Raw genomic sequence first — 24381 nt, 5'->3', positions numbered from 1 at the left:
CCTACGCCGAGGGCTTCGTGGCCCTGCCTGTCCTGGGGCGGCTGCCCGGTGTGACCCGTCTCTGACGGCTTGCTGACGCCGGAAAAATCGATCTTGTTTGATAGATCTTCCGTTTGGCTGATCTCCGCCGGCGCGAGCCGGTATTCGGGCGATCAGTACCCACTGGGCCCGGTCCGAGGGCGGGGCTGAATCGATCATGTTTCTTCCGTGATGGGCCCACGGGGCCGGCTGCCTGGCTGGGCCGGTGGCGGGGAGCGCGTGAATACCGGCGTGGGCGGAATACCCACCGCATACCCACCGCACGCCGGTCGTCCGGCCGGGTGGACAAACCCGGGCGGTCCGCCCGGGCGTGACCTGGCTATCAGTTTCCCGGCCCGGTGGCCGGGCAGAAAGGCCCTGAAGATCCGGATTCTTCTGCCGCTGTCTTACCGGCTGCCCTGTTCGTGGCGTGGTCCAGATGTGCCCCGCGGGTGGGCATTTGGCGGGACACTTCGGGTATATTTAACTCTCCGTAATCGTCATTACTGTAAGGATTGGATTCGTCGCCCACAGGAGTCGCCGATGAAGATCGTATATGTGATCCTCGTGTGTTCTCCGAAAGATTGGATCTTGAAAATTTGGCCCGGGTTGGGCTAGGTTGATCTATTGATGTGACGAGTATCACAGTGTTGACAATGACCTTGAAGATCATTTAATTGTGCCGAATCGGTCTTTCAGGGCAAAAGGGAAAGAGGCAGCCGGGACGGTGGTGTCGTCCCGACTGCCTCCGAGGCCCTCGGTGCCCTGTCCGGCGCCGGAACGTAGAGCCGGTTCCTGTCACGGAAACCGAATATGATGTCGCCTTCAGTAATCAGGCGGTCCGGGTCCGCCGGCTCCGTCCGGCCGGCGGAGCCGGTCCGAACCGGAGCCTCCGACCTGGAAGGATCATGGCTGTGTGGCCTGTGGAGCTGCCCGCGGGCCGGTCAGGCTGAGCCGACAGCGGTCAGCGCGACGCGGGCGTGATCCGTGAGATCGGCGGCTCCGGGGTATCCGGTAAGTTCGATCTCACGGCACAGCGTCGCCACATCTCTGCCGGCCATACCGGAGTCGAGAAGGGCCGCCTGTTCGACGGCCTGGTGCCCGAGCTGAACCGCTGCTTCGGCATCTCCGGCCCGCACGTGCGCGACACCCAACCTGGTCATGGCTTCCACCCGGGCGCGCGGGAAATCACCGGCCAGGCCCTCGGCTGCGGCATCCAGGTAGGGAATCGCGGCGGCCCCGTCGCCACTGGACAACAACGCCTCACCGGCGAACAGTGAAATACAGGGCGGCACGCACCAGTAAATATGCGGCGGATCCTCTGCCGGCTGAGACTGATTGATGAGATGAACCGCGTCCTCGGCAGTTCTTGCGGCCGAGGCGCTTTCACCCGCCCGGCCGTACGCGAGAGCGAGCGCGCCGGAGATGGCTGCTTTCTCGGTGGCGGTCATCGCGGTGCGGGCGCCGGCCTGGGCCGAGCGGAGCATGGTGATGGCGTCGTTCGGGTCGCCGTACCAGGACGCCTGCTCGGCCATGCAGCGCAGGATGTTGGCCCCCAGCGCCGGCTGCCCGGCCTCCCCAGCGGCCCGTAGCGCCACCATCCACAGGCGCTGGGCGCCCCCGTGGTAGCCGCTGTCGAACGCGGCCCAGCCCGCCAGCCGGGCGAGCTCCGCGGCGACGGCGTACAGCCGCGCCTCGTGGGCGTGGCCGTACAGCGCGGTCCGCAGGACGCGCACGGCGACCCGCAGCTCCGCCATGGACAGCTCGTATATGTCATCTCCTCCGAGAACGTCATCCATTCGGCGAAGCGTTTCGACCCGCCGCTCGAAGCCGGCGACGAGCGAGTCGCTCACACGCTTTCCCTCGAGTGTCGCGGCGAGCCCGGCTGAATCGGTCATGAGCCAGTGGTGCGCGACCGATGTCAGTGCCACGCCGGACACACTCAGAAACTTCCGCCTTTCCATGTTGGCGGTCACCTCCTCGAACCCGACGTTCAATCCGTCAGGTCTCCACAGAAGGTCGAGATCGGCGTCTGCCCATCGAGCCTCCCCATCGTCAACTGAATTGGCCAGGAGTGCCAGGGCCCCGCTTTCGGGCCCGGTGTAGTCGCACGCCCAGCCTAGGGCAACGACATTCGTGCAGTAATAGCGAGCAAGGAGATCACAGTGTTCCCAGCTTGGGCGCTTGCCGCCCTCGTACTCCGAGAGGCGCTGTGCGGTCAACGCATCCCACGGTCTACCGATGTCCTCGGCGAGACTCTTGATCTCTTCCGCTGCCCGCGCCAGAGACAGGCCGCGGATCTGGCGTGCATGCTGCAACGGACCGATGGTAACCCTTCGAGGAGGCATCTGACCTTCTCCCATTTGGCCGTCATGTCAAGGCATGTACTCGGAACGTAGCCAACCCCCCCACCGGAGTCTAAGGACCCGCGGTCATCTGTGGTGAGTCGTTGTTCCTGGTTGGCCCGCGGGGGAGCACCTTGATTTTTCCCGGATTCCGCCCCCGCGGGTATTCGTCGGCCCCGTATGCGGCCCCGGCCGGAACCCCGCCACGGTGGGACTCGGGCACACGCGGAGTATCCGGACGGTGATCGTGCGGATCCGTGAACTGGCCGGTAGCTGTACCACCGGGCCCTGAATTCCACCATCCCGAACGAATCAGGAGCGCCGGCTGTTGTCCTCCAGGCCTTATTTCCGGGTTCCGCGGGCCTCCGTGGGTACTATTCCCGGATCTCGCGTTCGGAAACATTGTGAGTAGACAGCAACATGGGCCGGCCATACGCTTCTGCTCGATTTAGTCTTCATCTCGACGCGACCACAGGACGGTGTCGTATGGGTAGCAGAGTTCTTGTGCTGGACGCCGACGGCGAGTTGCGCGGCCAGTTCGAGGACGTGAACTCCGCATACATGTGGAGCCGGGTCCAAGCGCAGGAGCCGCAGTCCGCGGAGGATTTGGAAGTCTGGCGCCAGCGCAGCGCCTGCCGGGACGAGGACCCGGAGCTGTTCTTCCCCGTCGGTACCACCGGGCCGGCCCTGCGGCAGCTGGAGGAGGCCAAGGCCGTCTGCCGCCGCTGTCTGGTGATCCGGGAATGCCTCAACTGGGCGCTTGGCACCGGGCAGGACGCGGGGGTGTGGGGCGGCCTGGACGAGGACGAGCGCCGTGCGCTGCGCCGCCAGCTGGTCAACCCGCCGGCGCCACGGGTACCACGGTGAGCACGCCGACGTTGCAGCGCATCGCAGCCCCGGTGCCGATGGCCGCCGCGATGGCCGCGGCGATGGCCGACTGGCAGCACACCGCGGCCCGGCTATGGATAGCCGCACGTGAATATGCCGAGGCTGTGACCTCGGAAAGCGATGTCATGACGTCGCTCGCCCGGTTGATCGCCGACGGCGCGCCGGACGAGGAGATCGACCAGGCCCGTGCCCTGCTCACGCATCTGAGGGCTGTGCGCGCCGCCGTCGGCCGGCGGCTGGGCCTGACCGAACTGTCGGACGAGCTGGCTCGGGCCGGCCGGGAGCTGCTGTCCGCCGCCCCGTCGGCGGGGGAGTGCGCGATCCCACGGCCTCGGCGGGGCGCGGTCTGATGATCCGACTCGCAGGGGCGGCGACAATGATCGTCGACCGTCCTCGAGGCGCGGGCCGCGGCCCGCGGGGAACGGTCCGCCGCGGTCCCGGCGTACCGGGACGCCCACCCCGTGGCGGGAACGCCGGCGGGTTTACCGGAAATGCGGGAACTGTTACCGCGACGAAATATTCACTGCTCGTCCGGGCTGGTTGCGGCCGCCCCTTCCGGGCCGGCGCGAATCCGACCGGGAATCGTAACGACATAACGCCACGTGGATCTCCGTGCCGCACGCCGGCCACCTCGGCCGCGACCCGGTGGAGAAGGGCGGGCGCCCACCGCCCGCCGGTTGCGCCCGGCCGGTTCGGGGCCGGCTCGCGCGGCCGGTGACCATGTGGTGAAAAAAGCTCCCCAGGTGACCGCCGACAATGGCCGTGGCCCCTGGGTGAGACCCCGGCGCGGGTCATCTGGCGCTCCCCTCCGCGGATGGATGACCCGCGCCGGCCGGTACAGCCGACCAACTCACCAGATCGGATACCACTGTTTTCCCGCTCCGCCCGTGACCCCGGAGGAGAACATGGCGGGGTGGTGATCCGACTCCTTCGGAGCGCCCGCGGGCAGGATGTCACGAAATGACACTCCTGCCCGCGGGCGCTCCTCATCCTGCGTTGCGGGATTCTTGCCGCCGCCGCGAGTGCCGCCCGAGTGTGAACGACGCGACAGGTAATCCAACCTACTTGCGCACGAGTGACACGAGTGAAGGGAGCCGGCTGTGACGAACTGGCACGTGCGGTCCTACGACACCAACGATCACACTGCGACGGTCCATTTGCTTGAGGAGGTCAGAGCCGACGCGGAAGGACCGTCCTTTGACCTGACCGACACGATTCTCGCGCTGCGGGAGGGCACCCCCGCGGTCGTTGCCGTCACACCTGACCAGTTCGTGGGCGTCGCGGTCGCGAAATACGAGCGCGGGCACGCCCAGGTGGTCGCGCTGGCGATTTCGCCGGCCTGGCGCTACCGGGGGATCGGATCCGCCCTCCTCCAGGCGCTGGAGAACCAGCTGCTGCACGCCGGGCACCGCCGCATCACGACACTGCTCGCGCCGGGGCAGTTCGGTGAGCTGGCCTTCCGTAACCGGGGATTCGCCAAGACCGGACTCACGCTCTACGAGAAGTACGAACCGCTGCGTCCGGCGGACGTCACGACCGTGGAACGCTGGGGCGGCACCCTGCTGACCGCGGCCGAGTGGCATGGGCTGGCCGGTATGGCCGACGGCAAGAGGCTGGTGGAACAACGCCTGCTGCTGCCCATCAAGGAAAACGAACTGGCCGAGACGTACGGGGTCGTCACCCCGACGGCCATGCTCCTGTTCGGGCCACCGGGCACCGGTAAGACATCGTTCGCCCGGGCGGTGGCGGCACGTCTGGAGTGGCCGTTCGTGGAGCTGCTGCCGTCCCGGCTGGTCGCGGCGGGCGACGGCAACCTCGCCGCGGAGCTGCGCACGGCCATCACCGAGCTCATGCAGGTCGAACGGGTGGTGGTCTTCATCGACGAGGTCGACGAGATCGCCCAGTCCCGGGACGCGGTGGGGCCGGAGAGCCAGTCCGTGGTCAACGAGCTGCTGAAGGCGATCCCCCAGTTCCGCAACACCCCGGGGCGGCTGCTGATCTGCGCGACGAACTCGATCGCGGCGCTCGACCCGGCGTTCGTCCGCCCGGGCCGCTTCGACCTCATCCTCCCGGTCGGGCCGCCGGACGCGCCCGGACGCCGCCTGCTGCTCGACCGCTTCCTCGAACGGATCGACAACAAGCAGGTCGACATCGAACCGGTGGTCGCGGCGACGGAGCTGTTCACACCGGCCGATCTCGCGTCCATGGTCCAGCGGGCGGTGGCGGCGGCCTTCCTCCGCGCGGTCGACGAAGGGGAGCGGCTGCCGGTGAGCACCGAGGACCTGCTCGCCGCGGCCCGCTCGTCACGGCCCACCATAAGCGCGGAGGAGCTCGAGCGCTTCCGCGCCGACGCAAAGATCTTTGCTCGTAGCTGAAGCAGTGTCTGCCTCCACACCGTGTTCCCCCCGCTGACGGTCTGCCCAGGCCGGAGAGCACCCGAGGGAAACCATGGTCGCGTGCTCTCCGGTCGACTGTTGCCGATCTTTCTTTGAGGTCCTCTCCGGTGGCAGACGTGGGTGTGCCCGCCTCGCTGGCCGCCCGGCCGTCGGCCCTATGCGGATCGGGAAGCCGCGACGATCCGCGGGGCGGCGGCCGGCGCAGGCCCGGCTCCGTTGTCGGTGGCGGGCCGGTATCGGCCACCTGTCGGGTTCACATCATTCGTCTGCATTGCCACCGATGGTGCACAGTTGATGTTCCCGTGTCTACTGCGGCCCAGCAGTGTTGTGTTGGGCATGTCTTGTTGGCGACTGCAACCTGTAGCGCAAGCGTCGATGATCTCCTGTGCATGGCTGGATCATGGTGGTGTCGCCGCTCGCCCGGCGGTGGGCGGCGGGGTGCGGCCCGGCCCGCGTCCCTGCCGCGTGGCGCGGCTGGCCCGTGGCCGTATCGTGGTGATCGGCGTTTCCTTGTTCGTTGGTTGTGGTCATGATGGGGACAATGCGGACAGTGCGGACAGACGGAAACGCGGTCACGGCGACCGACAGCGGCCCGTTGGGCCCGTTGGGCCTGCTGGTCGTGCTGGTCGTCGCCGACATCGTCGTCCCGCGGATCAACCTCACCGGCTTCTACGGGCTGGTGCCGCTGCTCGCCTCGGCCACCGGGGCGCCGGTCGTCACCGTGATCGTGGGGCTTGCCGCGGTGGCCGCGGGCGTGGTGTCAGGAGTCTGGGAGGACTTCGGTAGCGGGCAGCACGTCACATCCTGTGTCCTGGTCGCCATCCAGGCCGGTGTCGCCGGCTACGTCGCGGTGACGCGGCTGCGCAGGGAGAAGGAACTGGGACGCGTCCGCGCCGTGGCCGACGTGGCCCAGCGGGCGCTGCTGCCGGCCGTCCCAGGGGCGGTTGACGGGATCGCGTTCGCCGCCCGCTACCTCTCCGCGGCGGCCGAGACCCTTGTCGGCGGCGACCTGTACGAGGTGGTGACGACGCCCACCGGCACCCGGATGATCATCGGGGACGTGAAGGGCAAGGGGCTGCCGGCGGTCCGGCTGACCACGGTCGTCCTCGGCGCGTTCCGGGAGGCCGCCGTCGTCTACCCGGAGATCGAACGGGTCGCCGAGGCCTGCGCCCGGGCGGTCTGCCGGGAGGCGGGGCCCGAGGACTTCGTCACCGTCCTGATCGTCGACGTCCATCCGGACGGGATGCTGCGAATGATCTCGGCGGGGCACCCGCCGCCCGTGCTCCTGTCCGGGGGCTCCGCCCGCCCGGTACAGATCATCGAGCCCAGCCCTCCGCTCGGTATCGCCGAGCACTTCACGGTGACCACCAGCAGGTGGGATTCTGGTGACCGGCTGCTGCTGTTCACCGACGGCCTGATCGAGGCGCGCAACAGCGACCGGGCCTTCTTCCGCCTGGACGACCACCTTGCCGCGCTTGCGGCCGTCACCCTCGACGCCGCGCTGGATCGGCTCGTCTCCCACGTGCACGGCCATGTCGGCGGCAACCTGCACGACGACCTCGCCCTGCTCATCGCCGAACGGCTGCCCGTGCTGACGGCCCGGCCGGTCGAACGTGCCGGAACCCCGCACGACCGGACCGCCGGACTGGTGTAGGCGGGTACGGGCGGGCGTGCTCCGCGCTGGCGGCGGCCCCGGGGCCCCGGCCGGCCCAGGTCGTCCACTTACACGCCCTCCGTCTTTTTTGTCACTTCCTGTTTCGCGCGTCGTTAGTCATCTCACTCCTGGCTCGTGCGGGCACCGTTGCCGGGACGGCCCGGCTGTGGGCCGGCGCTGACCGCGACCTGCTGCCAGGCCGCCGCCCAGCCGCCAGCGGCCGCCGGCAGCCGGCCCGGGTACCGTTCCCACGTGTATCCACCCGGTAAAGGACGGGTTTCATCCGCCGTCCGTTGTTACGTGGTTTGTGGTCTCCCGTATCGGCATCGGGAGCTCGGCCGGTACGCTTTGACGCGAGTGGGCGAGAAAGGAGATCTGACGGTCGTGGTGCGTCTCACTCGAGAATATCTGCTTTGTGTCGGAAATTCGGCTGGTGCGGCGGCTGGTCTGCCGGCCGGCCGGCTGCCGGCAGACCAGCCGCCACCCGGGGGCCCGCTCCCGGGGTCGCCGAGGGCGTGTTACTGATGGACGATGTCCCGGATGCTTCGGTCAGGGTGCTGGGGCCCTGCCGGATCGAGTCGCCGCTGGCGCCGCTGATCGACAACAAGCGGACGACCCAGCACTACGTCGACGAGGACGACCGCGTACTGCTCGACGACACGCTGTCGATGGTTTCCCGGCGCAACGTGTCACTGGACGACCTGCCCGGCTTCGAGCCGGCCGGGGCGCGACGGAAGATCTTTTTTGACCCGTCGAAGACTCGGGTCGGAATCGTGACCTGCGGGGGGCTCTGTCCCGGCCTCAACGACGTCATCCGAGGCCTGGTCCTGGAACTGACCTCCCACTACGGCGTCACCCGGATCTTCGGTTTCCGCAACGGCTACCAGGGGTTCATCGCCCGGTACGCCCACAGCGTGCTGGACCTGACCCCGGAGCTTGTCAGCACCATCAACGAGAACGGCGGAACGATCCTCGGCACGTCCCGGGGCCAGCAGGACCCGGAGGAGATCGTCGACTGCCTGGAGCGGATGAGCATCACCATCCTGTTCGTGGTCGGCGGCGACGGCTCGCTGCGCGGCGCGCTCGAGATCGGCCGGGTCGCCCGCGAGCGCGGGGACAAGATTGCCGTTGTCGGCGTGCCGAAGACGATTGACAACGACGTGCCGTACATCGACCAGAGTTTCGGTTTTCAGACCGCCTTCTCGAAGGCGTCGGAATCGATCCGGGCGGCGCACGTCGAGGCGACGTCGTCGCCCAACGGTATCGGGGTCGTCAAACTCATGGGCCGGCACTCGGGTTTTCTGGCATGTTACGCGTCCCTGGCGAACAGCGACGCGGACGTCGTGCTCGTCCCCGAGGTGCCCTTCAGGTTCGAGGGCGAGGGCGGTCTCCTGCGTTTCCTGCACAGGCGCGTCGAGGAGCGGGGGCACGCGGTCGTCGTCGTCGCGGAAGGCGCCGGCCAGGACCTCCTCGCCCAGGAGGAGCCCCACACGCCCCAGGGCAGCGACGCCTCGGGCAACGTGAAGCTGCGGGACGTGGGCAAGTTCCTCACCCGGCGGATCACGGACCACTTCAGCGCCGCGAAGACGGAGGTCAACCTCAAGTACATCGACCCGAGCTATGTGATCCGCGGCGTGCCGGCCAACCCCTATGACAGTGTGTACTGCATCCGGCTCTCGCATGCCGCGGTGCACGCGGCGATGTCCGGCCGCACCGAAGTGATCGTCGGGCGGTGGCGCCGCCGGTTCGTGCACGTCCCGATCACGATGGCCATCAGCCACCGCAGCCAGGTCGATCCGGCCGGTGACCTCTGGCTGTCGGTTCTGGAGGCGACCGGCCAGCCGGTCCGGTTCTGCTGACCGGCGGCAACCGGCCCGTCCGAAGATGGCTCCGGACGAGAATCCGCCACCCGGCCGGGCCGCCTGGACGGCCGGGAACCCGGGCCCGCGGCAGCGCGAGGTCCCGCGAGGTCCCGCGAGGACCACTGTCGCGCTGCCAGCGGCCCGGACCGGCGGGCGTGTGGGCGGGCCGTGATCGCGGCGACGGTGATTTGTCATCGCGGTGGAGCGGTCGGCGTAAAATCAGCCCGTGCCTGCGTACCAGTACCGTTGCCGTACGTGCGAGACCAGTTTCGAGGTGCGACGCGGCATCACCGAACCGGCCGCCGCCGACAATCCATGTCCGCACGGCCATATCGACACCACTCGGCTGTTCACCGCCGTCGCTGTCAGCCGCGCGGGGTCGGCGTCGGCCCCGCCGCTGCCTGTTCCGTCCGGCGGTGGCGCCTGCTGCGGCGGCGCCTGCTGTAGCTGATCATCGGACGATCCCAGAAGGGCTCTCGTTGTGTATGTGACGTGAACTTGTTGTCATAACTGAGATCTTCATGCCATGATCGGACTTTTCTGTCTTCCTTGATGGGCGGAACTTGTTTAGTCTTACTAAGCAAGTTTTCGATGCGAGGCATCGCCGACGTTCGAGGAGGGGCGCCAGGTGCGGGATACAGATCATGCAGAGCCGACCACGGCGGACGACCGCGACACGGCACGACCGTCCGCCGTGGTCGACGAGCCCACCGCGCCGGGCCGGCACTACAAGTGGATCGCGCTGTCCAACACCACGTTGGGCATCCTCATGGCCACGATCAACTCCTCGATCGTCCTGATCGCCCTGCCGGACATCTTCCGTGGTATCAACATCAACCCGTTGCAGCCGGGCAACACCAGCTATCTGCTGTGGATGATGCTGGGCTTCCTGATCGTCACAGCCGTCCTGGTGGTGACCTTCGGGCGCCTCGGGGACATGTACGGGCGCGTCCGCATGTACAACATGGGTTTCGCGATTTTCGCCGTCTCTTCCGTCCTGCTGGCCCTCACCTGGATGGATGGCAGCGCGGCGGCCCTGTGGCTCATCGGCTGGCGGATCGTGCAGGGCGTGGGCGGGGCGTTCATCTTCGCCAACTCCACCGCGATCCTCACCGACGCCTTCCCGGTCCAGCAGCGGGGGCTGGCGCTGGGCATCAACGTGGTGGCCGGCATCGCCGGTACGTTCATCGGGCTCCTGCTCGGCGGCGTGCTCGCCCCCATCAACTGGCACTACGTCTTTCTGGTATCGGTGCCGTTCGGCGTGTTCGGGACCTTCTGGGCCTACGCCAAGCTCCGGGACAACGGGGTGCGGCAACGCACCGCGATGGACTGGTGGGGAAACGCGACGTTCGCCGGCGGGCTGATCACGCTGCTGATCGGGATCACCTACGGCATCCAGCCCTACGGCGGGCACACCATGGGCTGGACCAGCCCCTGGGTGCTCGGTGCGATGACCGGCGGGCTGGCGGTCCTGGTCGTGTTCGCGGTCATCGAGTCGAGGGTCGCCGAGCCCCTGTTCGATGTGCGGCTGTTCCGCATCCGTTCGTTCACCGCCGGCAACATCGCTTCCCTGCTGGCGTCGCTCGGGCGCGGGGGGCTGCAGTTCGTGCTCATCATCTGGCTGCAGGGGATCTGGCTGCCACAGCACGGCTACAGCTTTGCCGAGACGCCGCTGTGGGCGGGTATCTACATGATCCCGTTGACGATCGGCTTCCTGGTGGCCGCGCCGGTGGCGGGAACGCTCTCCGACCGGTTCGGCGCCCGTATGTTCACGGTCGGCGGTCTTGTCACCGTCATTGCCAGCTTCGTGCTTTTCATGATCATACCGGTGAACTTCTCCTATCCGTCGTTCGCGCTGATTCTGTTCGTCAACGGCATCGGTACCGGCCTGTTCTCCTCGCCGAACCGGGCCGATGTCATGAACGGGCTGCCGGCGAACAAGCGGGGGGTCGGCGCCGGTATGACGGCGACCTTCCAGAACTCCGCCATCGTGCTGTCCATCGGCCTGGTGTTCACACTCATCGTCATCGGTCTCTCCCGGACCCTGCCGTCGACGATGCTCAATGGCCTGCTGGCGCAGGGCGTACCGGACGCGACCGCGCGCACGGTGGCCGGCCTCCCGCCGATCGGCGTCCTGTTCTCGGCATTTCTCGGCTACAACCCGATGGAGCAGCTGCTCACACCGCAGACACTGGCGGCGCTGCCGGACGGTGGTGCCCACGTGACCGGGCACGCCTTTTTCCCGAACCTGATTTCCGGGCCGTTCGCGGACGGCCTCGTCGCCGTGTTCGTGTTCTCGATCGCGACACTGGTGATCGCCGCGGTCGCGTCCTTCGCCGCCGGAACCGGTCAGCCGACGGCACCCGTGTCGGGCGCCGCGCCGGTGGGCGCCGAACCTGTCGGCGCCGGGCCGGTGAGCGCCGAGCCGGTGGATGCCGAGCCGGTGGATGCCGAGCCGGTGGATGCCGAGCCGGTGAACGCCGAACCGGTGAACGCACGGCGGAAGCGGGGCGGGGAGCCGGGGACGGGGCTGATCCCCACCCATCGTCTCGGGAAAGCGGAGTCATCCGGCTATACCGGGTGACGGCCCGGAGCCGGGGGCGTTCCAGCGGCTCCTGCCAGGCAGCTACGCGATGTTCGTCCCGACCTTCGGGCGGGTCTGCGGGACGGAGTGCTGCCAGTCCGCGAGCAACGTCCGGATGCCGGTGACCAGCAGCAGCGGCTGGTCGAGCATGAGATGGTGCCCGGCGAGCGGGATCTCGATGACCGGCGCGACCCGGCCGAGCAGTTCGTACATCTCGGTACCGATGTCCGGGGTTATCAGACCGTGTTCGGCCCGGAACAGCGCGACCCGGCAGCGCACCTCCTTGAGGATCTGCGGGGACGGCCGGCGGCCGCGGAAGATCCCTGGATCGAACTTCCAGGTCCAGCCCCCCTCGACGGCGCCCATGGACGACCGTGCCACATGGTTGACGACGTAGGGCAGCATGTTGGGCTGATCGGGCACGGTCCGGAAGCGGGCCAGCGCCTCGGTCACGGTCGGGTAGACCCGCAGCGGCCCGAACGCCGTGCGCTCGCGGGCGGCCCTTTCCTCGGGGGTGACGTCGGCGACGGGGGCGTCGAGGATGACGATCCCGCTGATCCGCTCCGGGTAGCTGGCGGCGGCCATGATCGATGCCCAGCCGCCCATGCTGTGGCCGATCACGATCGGGCTGCCGGCCAGCTGAGCGTGTTCGGCGACGCCGACTATCTCGGCGGCCCAGTTCTGGAGACTGTAATCGTCACGGCGCCCACTGTCGCCATGGCCGGACATGTCGATGGCGACAACTCGGTATTCGCTGTCAATCAACGGCGCTATGTGGTCCCACCAGCCGGCATGCGCGGAGCCTCCGTGCACGAGGACGATTCCCGGCCGGTCCGGCTCCCCCCAGCATCGGTAACTGATCCGGCATCCCTCGACCTCCGTCGCATACTGTTCGGGCCGCCGCTCGAGTGCGGTCCGGAACCAGCCGGGAGTTTCGATGTTCATGCTCTGTCTGCCATGTTGGTCTGCCGTTCCGGTTATGCGGTGCTGGACGGTGTCGTAATCCAGTCTGGCCGGAATCCTGTCATCGGACGGACCGGGACGGTCCCGATGGCTGGAATCGTCGGATGCGCTCACCTGGCGTGACTGGCAGGGTGGACGGGGTGGTGCCGGCCGAAAGCCGGCACCGATCCGGGATCCGGCCGAGTTCTCCCGGTTTGTGTTCGTCGATATCCGTACGGCACACCGGGGATGCTCTCATGGCTGAATAGCAGCCTTCCTGTGTTGGGTGCCGCATGGTGCTCCCGTGCGATATGGGAACACTGTCGAGCGATATGGTCCCATATTGTGTGGCCTGCCGGCACCGGCCGGCTCACCTGGCTGGGCGGTGTGCGGCGGCGGGTTCACGTCAGGGCCGGCGTCAATACCGACGTCAACCGCTCTGCTCCGGAGCGCAGCGCCGAGCGGGCGTCTCCCACTGCCGGCCTCCGGTCGTCGATCCGGCGCGAGCCGGTGACGCTCGGCCGAGGCCGCCGCCGGTCACTCCCGGCTGGTCGAGACGAATGCCTGGACGGTCCCGGCCGAAAGGACGCCGAGCGGCTGGCCGTCGTCCTCGACCGTGATGGTCGTCTCCGCTGGTATGTCACGCAGTGCCCGATTGACCGCGTCGGTGAGGAAGTCGCGCCAGTCGAGGAAGATCTCCGGCTGGAAGGTGTCGATCACATCCACCAGCGGGCGGGCGGGGTCGGAAAGCCTGTCAAGATCTCCGACAGTGATGATCGATGATCGAGCAAGATCTTTTTCCAGATGAACGAGCCGGGCGTAGCGGACATGTGCGTCACGCATTTCGCGGGCTGCCTCGCCGCCGGTCATCGTGTCCTGGAGCTCGATACAGGGCTCCACCTTGTCGACAAGTTCCACGACACCGGCGAGGCTTCTGACAATCTTGTTCCGTGTCACCTTGTGGCTCCTTCGAGCGCGTCGCGGGCCGGCGGATTCGCGGCACCCCGAGCCCGCGGTCCCGGCGTCCGGGCCCTCCGGGCCTCTCGGATCCGTCGAGCTTTGAAGATCTTCGGGAATTTTCGGATCATCCGCTCCCGCGGCCGGGCCGCCGAGCGCCGAAAATGATCGCGCTGTCCCCGGCCTGGTGCGAGATCCGCTGGAGGCCAGGTCCGGCGCCAGATCACGAGAGCCCCTTCGTGTCCGCTGTGCTCATGGATATCCCGATCGGACTCGTATCCGTAACGAACGGGTCCGTGGCGGTGTCACGGTGCTGGGACGGGACTCGAGACGGGACCAAAGTCCTGGCCGTTCCTGCTCCCCTTATGGGCGCCTTCCCGATACTCTTGCTGTGCGTCCCGGCAGAGCGGTGAGTGATCTGCGTTCCCCCCGTACGTCAGATCATTTCTACCCTCTGCCGGGGCCTTTCATGCTGCCCGCGACCTGCCCTCATGTCTGGTCGGGCCTGATCGGCGGCCACGTGGCGGGCGCATCGGATGCCGCTCGTCCGCGCGAGCCGCGACGGCGGTGGATCCCCCCGAACGGCCAGTCCTTGGTGTCGATTGTGTCGACCTCGCCGACTCTGCCGGATATGAAGGTCTTGCCAGTCTTGCCAGTCTTGCTGGTCTTGTCGGCCTCGTGAACACGTCCAGCGGCCGGGTGTTTCTTCCGAAGATCGATATTACTGTCCGTTTATGTAAACGTGACAGGAGGTAGTCTCCGGTCGTCGGCGAGCCGTAAAATGCGCCTGTCAGCTGATCGCAAGACCATGGTCGTGTTGTTGTGATTCGTACTCGCGGCCGTTGTGGCCGGTTTGTGGGATCGTCCAGGTGACTTGTCCCACTGTGGCCGGACGAGTATCTGTCGGACGGGTATTGGACGGCAATGAGATCTATTATTTAATGGATACGCTAAAACGTAAACCGGGTGCTCGGTGGTCATTCCTGGGCCGGGCGGGCGGCTCTCCGCCGGACGGCCGTGAAAAGGATCAGGGGAGGATGCCCGAGAGCAGGATGATCCTGACAGCCGCACGGTGGGTGAACCGGTAGCGTCGCTGTCCACCGTGCCCGGACCGGCAGGTGGTGACTTGACAGGACGCGGGACTTTGAAGGGGTGCAGATGCAGGTTCCATCAGCGCGGATCGTCTTCCCGGAGGCCGATCGCGCGGAGATTGCGTCGTCGGTGTCGGAGATACTGGCCAGTGGGGCGCTGACGCTCGGCGCGTATACGAGGGAGTTCGAGGCCGCCTTTGCCGCGGCCCACGGCGCCCCTTTTGGCATTGCTGTCAGTAGTGGCACCGCGGCGCTTGAGATTATTCTCCGGGCGCTGGACGTGGCAGGTTCGGACGTCATTATACCCACGAACACCTTCGCGGCCACCGGTTTCGCCGTCCTGCGGGCCGGCGCGGACCTGGTTTTCGCGGACGTGGACCCCGGCACGTTCGCGCTCAGCGCGGCCACCGTGGCCGCTGTACTCACACCGCGTACCCGGGCGGTCGTTCTGGTGCACATAGGCGGCCTGATCACTGCGGAAGCCGACGCTATTCGGGCGCTGTGTGACGAACGGGGCATTTTTCTGGTCGAGGACGCGGCGCACGCCCACGGGGCGAGTCATGACGGCCGCCCCGCGGGGTCCTTCGGCGTGGCCGCGGCGTTCTCGTTCTACCCGACCAAAGTCATAACCAGCGGCGAGGGCGGGATGATACTCACCGCCGACGAGCGCGTGCGGGACGACGCGGTGATATTCCGGGACCAGGGGAAAGCCGGTTTCCTCGGCAACGTCCACATCAAACAGGGCTACGCCTGGCGGCTGAGTGAGCTGCACGCCGTGACCGGACTGGTGCATCTGCGCCGGTTGTCCGAATTCCTTGAGGTCCGCCGCCGGGCCGCCGCCCGGTACGACGCGGGACTCGACCAGATCGACGGGATCGAGCCGGTCCGGGTGCCGGCCGGCGGGTACGGCAACTTCTACAAATATCTGGCCCTGCCGCGTCCGGGCATTGAACGGGCCCGGCTGAAAAAGGAGCTCAAGGAGCGCTACGGCGTGTCACTGTCGGGCGAGGTGTACGAGGCACCCCTGCACCAGCAGCCGGCCTTCGCGTCGTATGCCGGCGGCAACCTGCCGGTCGCCGAGGATCTGTGTGCCCGTCACGTGTGCCTCCCGGTCCACTCGGACATGACCGGGGCCGAGGTGGATCATGTGCTTGCGTCGCTCGCCTCCGCTCTCGAGGCCCTGGCGGTACAGCTCTGACCAGGTGATCATCGTTCGTAGCAGTTCTCGGGCAATTGCACCGGGCGACCCGGCCCGCAACCGACAATTCTGGACGGATGACCATGCGTATAGCCGTCACCGGCGGCTCCGGCTTCATCGGGGCCCATGTAGTGGACCGGCTCGCCGATGCCGGCCATGACGTGATTTCACTCGATCTACAGACGCACAAGACTGATCCACGAGCCGACCGCAGAGCGCTCGACGTTCTGGACCTGCCCGCCGTCACCAGTGCGTTCGACGGCTGCGAGGTGGTTTTCCACCTCGCCGGCATGTCCAATGTCGACCACGCCTTCGCCGACCCGATCCGGACCGTGCGGCTCAATGTCGAGGGCACGGCGAACGTCTGCGAGGCGGCGCGCGTCGCCGGTGTGCGCCGGGTGCTGTTCGCCAGCACCGTCTGGGTCTACGGCGCGGCCGGCGGTGACCCGGACGACCCGCACCCGCTGACCGAGGACGTCGAGTTCGCGCTGGCCCGCGCCGGCCATGTCTACACCTCCACCAAAATAGCGGCGGAGCTGCTGCTCCACAGCTATCAGCAGACCTATGGTGTGGACTTCACAATTCTGCGCTACGGCATTCCCTACGGCCCCGGCATGCGCGACGAACTGGTCCTGGCCCGGTTTCTCCGGAAGGCGCTCGACGGGGAGCCGCTCACGATCGCCGGCGACGGCCAGCAGTTCCGTAACTACGTGTTCGTCCGTGACCTGGCCGACGCGCACGTGCTCGCCATGGCCGACTCCGCACGGAACGCGACGATCGCGCTCGAAGGCGACGAACGGGTCAGCGTGCTGGCGATGGCGCAGGCGGTCCGTGACCATGTCCCCGGCGTCCGGATCGAGCACGTGCCGGCGCGGCCGGGTGACTTCCGGGGGCGGCCGGTGTCGAACGCGGCGGCCGAGGCGCTGCTGGGCTGGCGTCCCACCACCCGGTTCGCCGACGGGGTCCGGCAGTACGTCGAGTGGTATCTGGCCGACCGGCGGCCCACCCGTGACCAGGTGGTCCCGGTACCACCCCGCCAGGCGGCCGACGGCGTCGGCGTCCCGGCATCGTCCGAGTAAGTCATGATCGACGATATGGCCGATGGCCCCACGGGTGGCCCGGTGACGGTCCCGGCCCGGCAGCCCCAGCACGCTGGGAAGCGGGCGTTGCTGCTGTCGGGCTCGCTCGGGATGGGCCACGATGTCATGGCGCAGGCCTGCGCGCACTCGCTGGCCCTGCGTGGGTTCTCCACCCGCACGCTGGACTCCCTGCGCATGATGGGCGGCCGTGCCGGGGCCATGGGGGAGGCCGTGTTCCGGGGGATGCTGGCCGTGCCGGGACTCTACGACGCGGTGCACTTTTCGCAGATGCGGCCGGGCGGCCCGTTGGCGCGGGTGATCGAGGCGGTCGCGTCCCGGTTCCTCGTCCCCAGGCTGGCGTCGACGCTGCGTGAGCAGCCGGTCGAGCTGCTTCTGTCGATCTTCGCGACCGGGGCCGCGGCGGCGAGCCGGATCAAGCCCGAGCATCCTGACATGATCACGGCGGTGTTCTGTACGGATGTCTGCGTCCACCGGCTCTGGGTGCACGACAACACCGATCTGTACCTGGTCACCTCGGCCACGGCAGCGCGGTTCGTCCGCCGGTTCCATCCCCAGGCGCGGATCGCCGTCGTCCCGACGCCGGTGCGCCAGCCCTTCTACGACCCACCGACGCAGGTGGCGGCCCGGGCTGCTCTCGGCATCCCCGCCGACGCGCGCTGCGTACTGCTGATGTCGGGCTCCTGGGGCCTCGGCCCGTTGGTCGACGGTGCCCGGGCGCTGGCCGAGGCCGGTGTGTGGGTGATCGCGGTGGCCGGGCGCAACACCTCGCTCGAGGCCCGGCTGCGGGGACTGGCGCGCACGCGCCAGCAGGTCATCCCGTTCGGCTTCACCGACCGTATCCCCGAGCTGATGGCAGCGAGCGATCTTGTGGTCACCTCGTCGGGGGACACCTGCAGCGAGGCCCGCGTGATCGGGCGCGATCTCCTGCTGCTCGACGTCGTGCCTGGTCACGGCCGGGACAACCTCCAGCTCGAACTCGACCGGGGCCGGGCGGACGTGACCTCCGCGGACACCGCGTCCCTGCGCCGGTCGGTGCTTGCCGCGCTGGACCGCACCAAGCCGCCCTCGGTCCGCGTGGTCGGTACGCCGGACGCCTGGGAGCAGGCGTTCGGCGCCGCGCTCAGTCAGGTCGAGCTCGGTAATGGCTGGTAGGACTGGTAGGAGACAGCCCGTACGGGCGTGGCGTGGCAGCGGAGGTGGGATGGTGGGAGACGTGGGACGCAGCGGTGGCGCACGTACGCACCTCGGCCGGATTCCGGGCGGCGCGTGAACGACGCGCTTGCCGTCGGCGCGCCGATCGCGGTCGTGTCAGCGGCCTTCTACGGGATGGCCCCCATGATCCAGGCTGTCGCGGCGCGGCAGGCACCGCCTGGCGGCGGGCTCGGGCTCGGGCTGTTGCTCCGTCTCACCGTGCGCCCGCTGTGGCTGCTCGGGCTCGCGGTCGAGGCCGGGTCGTTCCTGCTGGAGGTGCTGGCCCTGTCGGTGGCCCCGGTGGCCCTTGTCGCGCCGCTGATGGCGGGCGACATGGTGGTCTTCGCGCTGCTGGCCCGGCGGTTCCTCGGGGAGCGGATCAGCCGGGCCGGCTGGCGCGGGATGGCGTCCATGGTTGCCGGAATCGTCCTGCTCACCTTTGCCTTCAGCCGCGGCGCCGAACTCGGTGACCCGGCGAGCAATCATGATATGGGGCTGTTCCTGGCCTGCGGGCTGACGTTCACGGCCGTGGGCGCCTGGCTGGCGAACCAGGCGGGCAGGGCGGAGCGGGTTGCCCGGGCGGCCCTGCTGTTCGGGCTGTCCGCGGGGGCCTGTTACGCGATCGCGACGTTGGCGACCCGTCAGATCGGCCTCTACCTGGACGATCATGAGCTGGCCCGCCTGCTGGCCACCCCGACCCCGTACGTCCTGATCGTTTTCTCCGTGCTCGCCCTGGGCCTGGAGCAGCGGGGACTGCAGGGGCGGGCGGCGGTGATCGCCTTCCCGGTGACCAGCGGGGTATCGGCCTTCCTGCCGGTGATGCTCGGGCTGACCCTGTTCGACGAGTCGGCACCCGAAGGACCGCGGATGGTGGCCTTCGTCGCCTCCCTGGTACTGGTCGCGGCCGGGATTCTCGGTCTGGGCAGGGACCGGGTGGCAGGCGGCGCGCACGAGCGGGAGCCCCAGCACGAGTCGCACTCCGAACGGCCGCAGTGACTCCGAACGGCCGCAGTGGCGGTGTAGAGAACTCCACTCGTCACAGCGGGTCGCTGATGCCGTCCGCCGGGCGGGGCGGAAGAAGAACGAGACCGCTCTGGCGGGTGCGTTCTTCCCCGGCCTGCCGACGGATCGGATCGGCTCGGCTCGGCTGGACCTGCTGACCGGGACCTTGGCCGGTTGGCGGTCGTGCGTACGGCGGTCAGATCAGACGTGGAACCTTTCCAGCGCCTTGCGGACACGGGAGTTCGCCTGAGCAAAGCTGATCTTTCCGTCGACGTATGCGGCGAGGGCGGTGCGGCGCACCCGCTCGACACGTGGATCCTCCAGCGGGGTGCTGAGCAGGTTAGTCGTGACAGTGGCCACGCTGATCACCTCCCGTTGCGCGGAAACAACAGCGACGAAAAGACCGCCTGACAGCGTCAGGCGTGCAATGAATCCAGAGAAGGGCTCGCGCTCCATGACGATCGTCGTCCGGAGCGCCGCGTGATCGACTACCTACGTCCCGCCGACGCGTGACCGTGGCAACCAATCGGATCTGCAGGCCGGGCGGGAGGGAAGCCTGAGACGCCCCGACCCTGGGGCTTCCGCCCAGTCGATGGCGTTCATGGCACCTGCGCTCCTCCACGGCAACAGCGGGTGTGGATACCCGCCAGCAGGGTCGGGATGACGTCTGCCTGCGTCCGTCGTCAAGACCAACGCTGGAAGAACCACAACCCGACCGGACAGCTACAAGAGTGCGCCGTTGTGAGCCCGATCGCAAGACCCTTTCTGTCAGGTCATCGATCGCATCCTTACAGTGACCATTGTCGCGGCTCGTCGGCCGACCGCTGCGGCTGGCGCCGTCGCGAACACGAAGAGCGTCTGGGCGTGCTGCCCTGGGCGGCCGGCGGCCGGATGGCCGCCGAGGCGCCACAGCGGCTGGCGCCGGGCGGCCACCTGCTGGTCGAGACCAGCGAGCGCCAGGCGGCGCGGACCGTCGAAGCCGTCGTCCGCAACGGGCTGCTCCCACAGGTGGTCACGTCCGACGAACTGAACGCCACCGTCGTCATCGGGACGAAGCCCATCCGGTAGGAGGGCCCCGCACCACGGCCTGCCGGCCGCCCTCCGTCCGGCCGGCAGGCCGTGGTCCCGCATGAGATGAGAGCTCGGGGCCGGGTGCGGACGGTGGGGCGCTGGGCCTTCACCCGACCAGAAAGAGAAAAACAGGAAGAGGAAACAGAAAGAAGAAAGAGGAAAGGTGAAAAGGAACAGGTGAAGATCAGCTCTGCTGTTCCGCCGGAGCGGGACGCAGAACCGCGCCCAGCGGGTGCGGCTCGTCGCCGGCCACGTCCCACAGGACGAGCGCCGCTCGGTCGATACCGTCGACGGTCCGTACGTCCGCGCCTGTTGGCCCGGGTTCCGCGAGATCGTCGGGACGGATCCGGCTGGGCGCGGCTATGTAGTCACCATCGGTGAAGGGCCGGAGGTCGGCGCCGAACGGTGTCGTTTCCGCTTCCTGCCCGGGTGAAATCCTGGCCATAGCGTCACAGCTCCTTTGTCACAGCGTCTGGATGGCGACGATTTCGGCTGTGCCGCCGGGGCCGCTGCTGTTGGTCACCCGGACACGTACCGGCCGGCCGGAAGCCTTGGCGGCGGTGGCGATTGTCAGTACTTCTGATTCGGTCGAGTCCGGCGCGGTGTAGATCCGCCGCCATCCGACATGGCCGATCGTGTAGCGGTACTCGATCCAGGCCGTGCTGCCTCCCGCGAAGACGTTCAGGACGTATGCGTCGTAGTCGATCCACTGGCTTTGGTCCCAACCAGAACGCGGCACGATCGGCCTCCCCCTGTGCGTGGCCCGAGGCGGTGACTTCGGGGCTCGGTTATCAAGGGTATTTTTGTGTCGCCGCTGTGCTATCTCCCATCCGACACAGTCCACTAACCGACCCGGCGGTCCGGTCCCCTCGCCGCCCCGCGTCGAAAGCCGTCGCCATCTCGTCGGGACGCCCGCGGCCGGTCGGGAGCCCTACGATCGGTTTTTGCGGTCGGGGTAGGAAGACCGTGGAAGTTCCGGCAAGTTCTGAGGCTCTTCACAGCGTTTTCCCAGCTTTCACGGTCATCATCCGTGTCCATGAGCTTCACGTGGTATCCGGCTGGCGGGACACGGACGCGCGGGCCGGCCCGCGTCGGCACGGCGGCGCCCACGCGGCAGCCAGATCCTCCCCGCCCGCCGGGAGACCAGGCCGTGCCGGGTGCGGCCCACGGCCGGCACGTGCCGCCGCGCCGCTCCCCGCGCTGGTCCCCGCGGCTCGCCGTACGGCTCGCCCTGGTGGTGTGGGGAGCCGTGGTCGTGGCCCTGTGGTGGTTCGACACCGCCGCGTCCAGCGTGCGCGGCGCCGGGCCGGCCATGACCGCGGCCGGCCGGGTCAGCGGCCTGCTGGCGGCCTACCTGGTGCTCGTGCAGCTCCTGCTCATGGCACGGATCCCCGTTCTCGAACGTGCGGTCGGGCTCGACCGGCTGGCGGCCTGGCACCGTGGGCTGGGCACGAACGTCGTGCTGCTCATCGTCGTCCACGTCCTGCTCACGGTGTGGGGCTACGGCCTGACCACGCATCATCAGCCGCTGTCCGAGCTCGTCACGGTGGTCACCACCTATCCGGAGATGTGGAAGGCGACCATCGGCACCCTGCTGTTCGTGGCCGTCGGAGTGGCCAGCGCCCGCGCGGTCCGGCGGCGCGTCTCCTACGAGGCCTGGTACCTGCTGCACCTCACCGCCTACCTTGCCGTGCTCCTGGCGTACTCCCACCAGACGGCGACCGGCGCGGACTTCGTCGGCCATCCGGTCAACCGGCTGCTGTGGCAGGGGATGTACCTCGCGGTCGCCGGCTGCCTGGTCGTCTGGCGGCTGGTCCTGCCGGCCGTGGCCGTCGGCCGGCACCGGATGGCGGTGGAGCGGGTGGTCCACGAGGCGCCCGGGGTCGTCTCGGTCTGGATCCGCGGCCGTGACCTGCATCGTCTCGGTGCGGTGGCGGGGCAGTTCCTGCTGTGGCGGTTCGCCGCCCGCGGGCATCTCGTCAGCGCGCACCCCTATTCGCTGTCCGCCCCGCCGCGACCGGACCGGCTGCGCATCACGGTCAAGGCCACCGGCGACCACTCCCGCGCGATCGCCCACCTGCGGCCGGGCACCCCGGTCGTGGCCGAAGGCCCGTTCGGGCACTTCACCGCCGAGCACGCCAGCCGGGGCAGGACACTGCTCGTCGGCGGCGGCAGCGGGATCGGACCGGTCCGGGCGCTCACGGAGGAGCTGCTCGCCCGTGGCGACGACGTCGTGGTGGTGCACCGGGTCAGCCGGGCGAGTGATCTCGCGCTGTGGCAGGAGTTCGAGCGGCTGGCCGGCAGCGGGCGGCTGGTCGGCAGCGGGCGGCTGGTCGTCCACCGCGTGGTCGGTTCCCGGCGCGACCTCGGATACGACCCGCTGGCGGCGCGTTTCCTCGTCGCGGCCGTGCCGGACGTCGCCGAACGGGACGTCTTCGTCTGCGGCCCCGCCGGGATGACACACGCGGTCGTCCGGGCGCTGCGCGGCCTCGGGCTGTCCGGCAAGCAGATCCACACTGAGGAGTTCACGCTGAGATGAACGAGAACGCCGGAAAATCCCACCGGGCGCGGCTCGGCCTTGCCGCGCTGCTGGCGACCGTCGGCCTGGTGGTCGGCGCGAAGGCCGCGACCGGGCCCGGCGAGCGGCCCGTGGCGCTCGCCGTCGCGCCGGCCACGGCCGGTACGGGCCAGCGGCCCGCTACGGCGGGAGGTGTCCCGGCTCCGGATCCGGCGGATGAGGCCTCCGGATCCGCTGGTTCGGACGGGCACGACGGGTCCGCCGCCGACGACAGCGGCCGGCCCGCGGGATCCGGATCGGGCGGGGCGGGCGGCGCGACATCCGTCCCGTCGAGCCCCGCCGCCGGCGGCTCGTCGGGCACGGCCACCACCCGGACGGTGACGGGGGACGCCGTGCGCACCCGCTACGGCTTCGTGCAGGTCCAGGTCGTCCTGAGCGGAAAGACGATCACTGATGTGGTGGCCCTGCGGCTGCCGGACCGGGAGCGGCGCGATATCGAGATCAACAACTGGGCGGTGCCGATCCTGCGCCAGGAGGTGCTCGACGTCCAGAGCGCCCGGATCGACACCGTCTCCGGGGCCTCCTACACCAGCGACGGTTACGCGCAGTCCGTCCAGTCCGCCCTGGACCGGGCCGGTGCCTAGCCGGCCGGGCCGGGTCCACGCCGAACCGGTGATGGGCACGGTCGTCAGCATCGACATCCGCCGTCCGCGCGGCGCGGCGGAGCTGGGCCCCTCGGAACTGGACGCGGCGATCGCGGCGGCGGCCGCGGTGCTGCACCGGGCGGACGAGGACTTCAGCACCTTCCTGCCGGGCTCCTGGGTCTCCCGGCTGCGGCGCGGCGAGATCGGCCTCGACGACTGCCCGGAGCACGTCCGCGAGGTGTACCGGCTGGCCGACGCCTGCCGGGAGCGGACCGGCGGCAGCTTCGACCCGGCCTGGCGGGCGGACGGCACCCTGGATCCGACCGGCCTGGTCAAGGGCTGGGCGGCGGACGCGGCGTCCCGGGCGCTGACCGACGCCGGCGCCCCGGACCACTGCGTCAACGCGGCCGGGGACCTGCTGGTCCGGGGAGCCTCGGGGACGGGCCGGCCCTGGCGGGCCGGGATCGCCGACCCCTTCGAGCGGGCCCGGCTCGTCGCGGTGGTCGAGGGCACGGATCTCGCCGTCGCCACGTCGGGCGTCTCGGAGCGGGGCGAGCACGTCGTCGACCCGCGTACCGGGACTCCGGCGAGCGCGCTGGCCTCGGTCACCGTCGTCGGGGCGGACGCCTACGCCACGGCCGCCCTGGCGGACGCCTACGCCACGGCCGCCCTGGCCGCCGGCCACGCCGCGCCGGCCCTGCTCGCCGATCTCGCCCGGCAGGGATGGGCCTGGCTGACGGTCGACGCCACCGGCCGGCTGGCCTGTTCGGCCGGCTTCCCCGGCCAGGTTGCCGCCGCCGCGTCCGCGCCGTCCAACAGGGCTTCCCTATCGGATACACACCGTTCGGGGCAGCTTTCCTCCGCACCTGTCCGGTCCGCTCCCGGCGCTGTCGGGCCTGGATGACCGGCCCGACGCGGGA

At 68.9% G+C, this 24381-nt stretch carries 21 protein-coding genes; 15 read left to right on the top strand and 6 right to left on the bottom strand.

Annotated features, from left to right (window positions below; all coding sequences use genetic code 11):
• Window positions 1-962 precede the first annotated feature (962 nt).
• Window positions 963-2366 carry an XRE family transcriptional regulator gene (locus NBW84_RS07605; protein WP_250283026.1) on the bottom strand — a complete coding sequence of 468 codons (1404 nt, stop codon included), beginning with the start codon at window positions 2364-2366 and terminating at the stop codon, window positions 963-965.
• Window positions 2367-2924: 558 nt separating this feature from the next.
• Between NBW84_RS07605 and NBW84_RS07600 the strand changes: the two genes are divergently transcribed.
• The 7 genes from NBW84_RS07600 (at window position 2925) to NBW84_RS07570 (ending at window position 11747) form a co-directional block, all read left to right on the top strand.
• The gene (locus NBW84_RS07600) at window positions 2925-3230 is read left to right on the top strand and encodes a WhiB family transcriptional regulator (protein ID WP_250283032.1); all 306 of its coding nucleotides are present in this window, start codon (window positions 2925-2927) and stop codon (window positions 3228-3230) included.
• Entirely contained in the window at window positions 3227-3601 is a 375-nt protein-coding gene (locus NBW84_RS07595) for a hypothetical protein (protein ID WP_250283024.1), read from the top strand. The genes NBW84_RS07600 and NBW84_RS07595 overlap by 4 nt, the downstream gene beginning before the upstream one ends.
• A 750-nt stretch (window positions 3602-4351) precedes the next feature.
• Window positions 4352-5626 (top strand): GNAT family N-acetyltransferase, encoded by a 1275-nt coding sequence (locus NBW84_RS07590; RefSeq protein WP_250283023.1) that lies wholly within the window; start codon window positions 4352-4354, stop codon window positions 5624-5626.
• A gap of 562 nt (window positions 5627-6188) precedes the next feature.
• Complete coding sequence (locus tag NBW84_RS07585) at window positions 6189-7301, top strand: PP2C family protein-serine/threonine phosphatase (RefSeq protein ID WP_250283021.1); 1113 nt, start codon at window positions 6189-6191, stop codon at window positions 7299-7301.
• A 524-nt stretch (window positions 7302-7825) separates the two neighbouring features.
• A complete protein-coding gene (locus NBW84_RS07580; RefSeq protein WP_250283017.1) occupies window positions 7826-9160 on the top strand; it encodes an ATP-dependent 6-phosphofructokinase in 1335 nt (444 codons plus the stop codon).
• Window positions 9161-9389: 229 nt separating this feature from the next.
• Window positions 9390-9614, top strand: a complete 225-nt coding sequence (locus NBW84_RS07575) for an FmdB family zinc ribbon protein (RefSeq protein ID WP_250283015.1) — start codon at window positions 9390-9392, stop codon at window positions 9612-9614.
• A 177-nt stretch (window positions 9615-9791) separates the two neighbouring features.
• Window positions 9792-11747 (top strand): MFS transporter, encoded by a 1956-nt coding sequence (locus tag NBW84_RS07570; protein ID WP_250283013.1) that lies wholly within the window; start codon window positions 9792-9794, stop codon window positions 11745-11747.
• 42 nt (window positions 11748-11789) lie between these two features.
• Here the strand turns inward: NBW84_RS07570 and NBW84_RS07565 are convergent, their stop codons facing one another.
• Window positions 11790-12692: an alpha/beta fold hydrolase gene (locus NBW84_RS07565; protein ID WP_250283011.1), complete on the bottom strand. Its 903-nt coding sequence runs from the start codon at window positions 12690-12692 to the stop codon at window positions 11790-11792.
• A 534-nt stretch (window positions 12693-13226) separates the two neighbouring features.
• A complete protein-coding gene (locus tag NBW84_RS07560; protein WP_250283009.1) occupies window positions 13227-13646 on the bottom strand; it encodes a hypothetical protein in 420 nt (139 codons plus the stop codon).
• Window positions 13647-14804: 1158 nt separating this feature from the next.
• Here NBW84_RS07560 and NBW84_RS07555 point away from each other — a divergent pair.
• From NBW84_RS07555 to NBW84_RS07540, 4 genes are all read left to right on the top strand, one after another.
• Entirely contained in the window at window positions 14805-15935 is a 1131-nt protein-coding gene (locus NBW84_RS07555) for a DegT/DnrJ/EryC1/StrS family aminotransferase (RefSeq protein ID WP_250283007.1), read from the top strand.
• A gap of 83 nt (window positions 15936-16018) precedes the next feature.
• Window positions 16019-17014, top strand: coding sequence for an NAD-dependent epimerase/dehydratase family protein (locus NBW84_RS07550; protein WP_250283006.1), 996 nt, complete (start codon window positions 16019-16021; stop codon window positions 17012-17014).
• Window positions 17015-17029: 15 nt separating this feature from the next.
• The gene (locus NBW84_RS07545) at window positions 17030-18187 is read left to right on the top strand and encodes an MGDG synthase family glycosyltransferase (RefSeq protein ID WP_250283004.1); all 1158 of its coding nucleotides are present in this window, start codon (window positions 17030-17032) and stop codon (window positions 18185-18187) included.
• 114 nt (window positions 18188-18301) lie between these two features.
• Window positions 18302-19222, top strand: coding sequence for a hypothetical protein (locus tag NBW84_RS07540; protein ID WP_250283002.1), 921 nt, complete (start codon window positions 18302-18304; stop codon window positions 19220-19222).
• Between the two features lie 207 nt (window positions 19223-19429).
• On the opposite strand, the gene NBW84_RS07535 is transcribed toward NBW84_RS07540, so the two are convergent.
• A complete protein-coding gene (locus tag NBW84_RS07535) occupies window positions 19430-19684 on the bottom strand; it encodes a hypothetical protein (protein ID WP_250282999.1) in 255 nt (84 codons plus the stop codon).
• 408 nt (window positions 19685-20092) lie between these two features.
• Between NBW84_RS07535 and NBW84_RS07530 the strand changes: the two genes are divergently transcribed.
• The gene (locus tag NBW84_RS07530; RefSeq protein WP_250282997.1) at window positions 20093-20296 is read left to right on the top strand and encodes a hypothetical protein; all 204 of its coding nucleotides are present in this window, start codon (window positions 20093-20095) and stop codon (window positions 20294-20296) included.
• Window positions 20297-20483: 187 nt separating this feature from the next.
• On the opposite strand, the gene NBW84_RS07525 is transcribed toward NBW84_RS07530, so the two are convergent.
• A complete protein-coding gene (locus tag NBW84_RS07525) occupies window positions 20484-20744 on the bottom strand; it encodes a hypothetical protein (protein ID WP_250282995.1) in 261 nt (86 codons plus the stop codon).
• An 18-nt stretch (window positions 20745-20762) separates the two neighbouring features.
• The gene (locus NBW84_RS07520; RefSeq protein ID WP_250282993.1) at window positions 20763-21038 is read right to left on the bottom strand and encodes a hypothetical protein; all 276 of its coding nucleotides are present in this window, start codon (window positions 21036-21038) and stop codon (window positions 20763-20765) included.
• A gap of 411 nt (window positions 21039-21449) precedes the next feature.
• Here NBW84_RS07520 and NBW84_RS07515 point away from each other — a divergent pair, with 411 nt between their 5' ends.
• From NBW84_RS07515 to NBW84_RS07505, 3 genes are read left to right on the top strand one after another with little or no spacing between them, the layout of a single operon-like run.
• Window positions 21450-22838, top strand: coding sequence for a ferredoxin reductase family protein (locus NBW84_RS07515; protein ID WP_250282991.1), 1389 nt, complete (start codon window positions 21450-21452; stop codon window positions 22836-22838).
• Entirely contained in the window at window positions 22835-23461 is a 627-nt protein-coding gene (locus NBW84_RS07510) for an FMN-binding protein (protein WP_250282989.1), read from the top strand. The genes NBW84_RS07515 and NBW84_RS07510 overlap by 4 nt, the downstream gene beginning before the upstream one ends.
• A gap of 31 nt (window positions 23462-23492) precedes the next feature.
• Window positions 23493-24365, top strand: a complete 873-nt coding sequence (locus NBW84_RS07505) for an FAD:protein FMN transferase (RefSeq protein WP_250283030.1) — start codon at window positions 23493-23495, stop codon at window positions 24363-24365.
• Window positions 24366-24381 lie beyond the last annotated feature (16 nt).

It is taken from the genome of Protofrankia sp. CiP1_Cm_nod2, assembly GCF_920664355.1.
Classification (GTDB): domain Bacteria; phylum Actinomycetota; class Actinomycetes; order Frankiales; family Frankiaceae; genus Protofrankia.
This window is presented reverse-complemented; position numbering and strand designations above follow the sequence as displayed.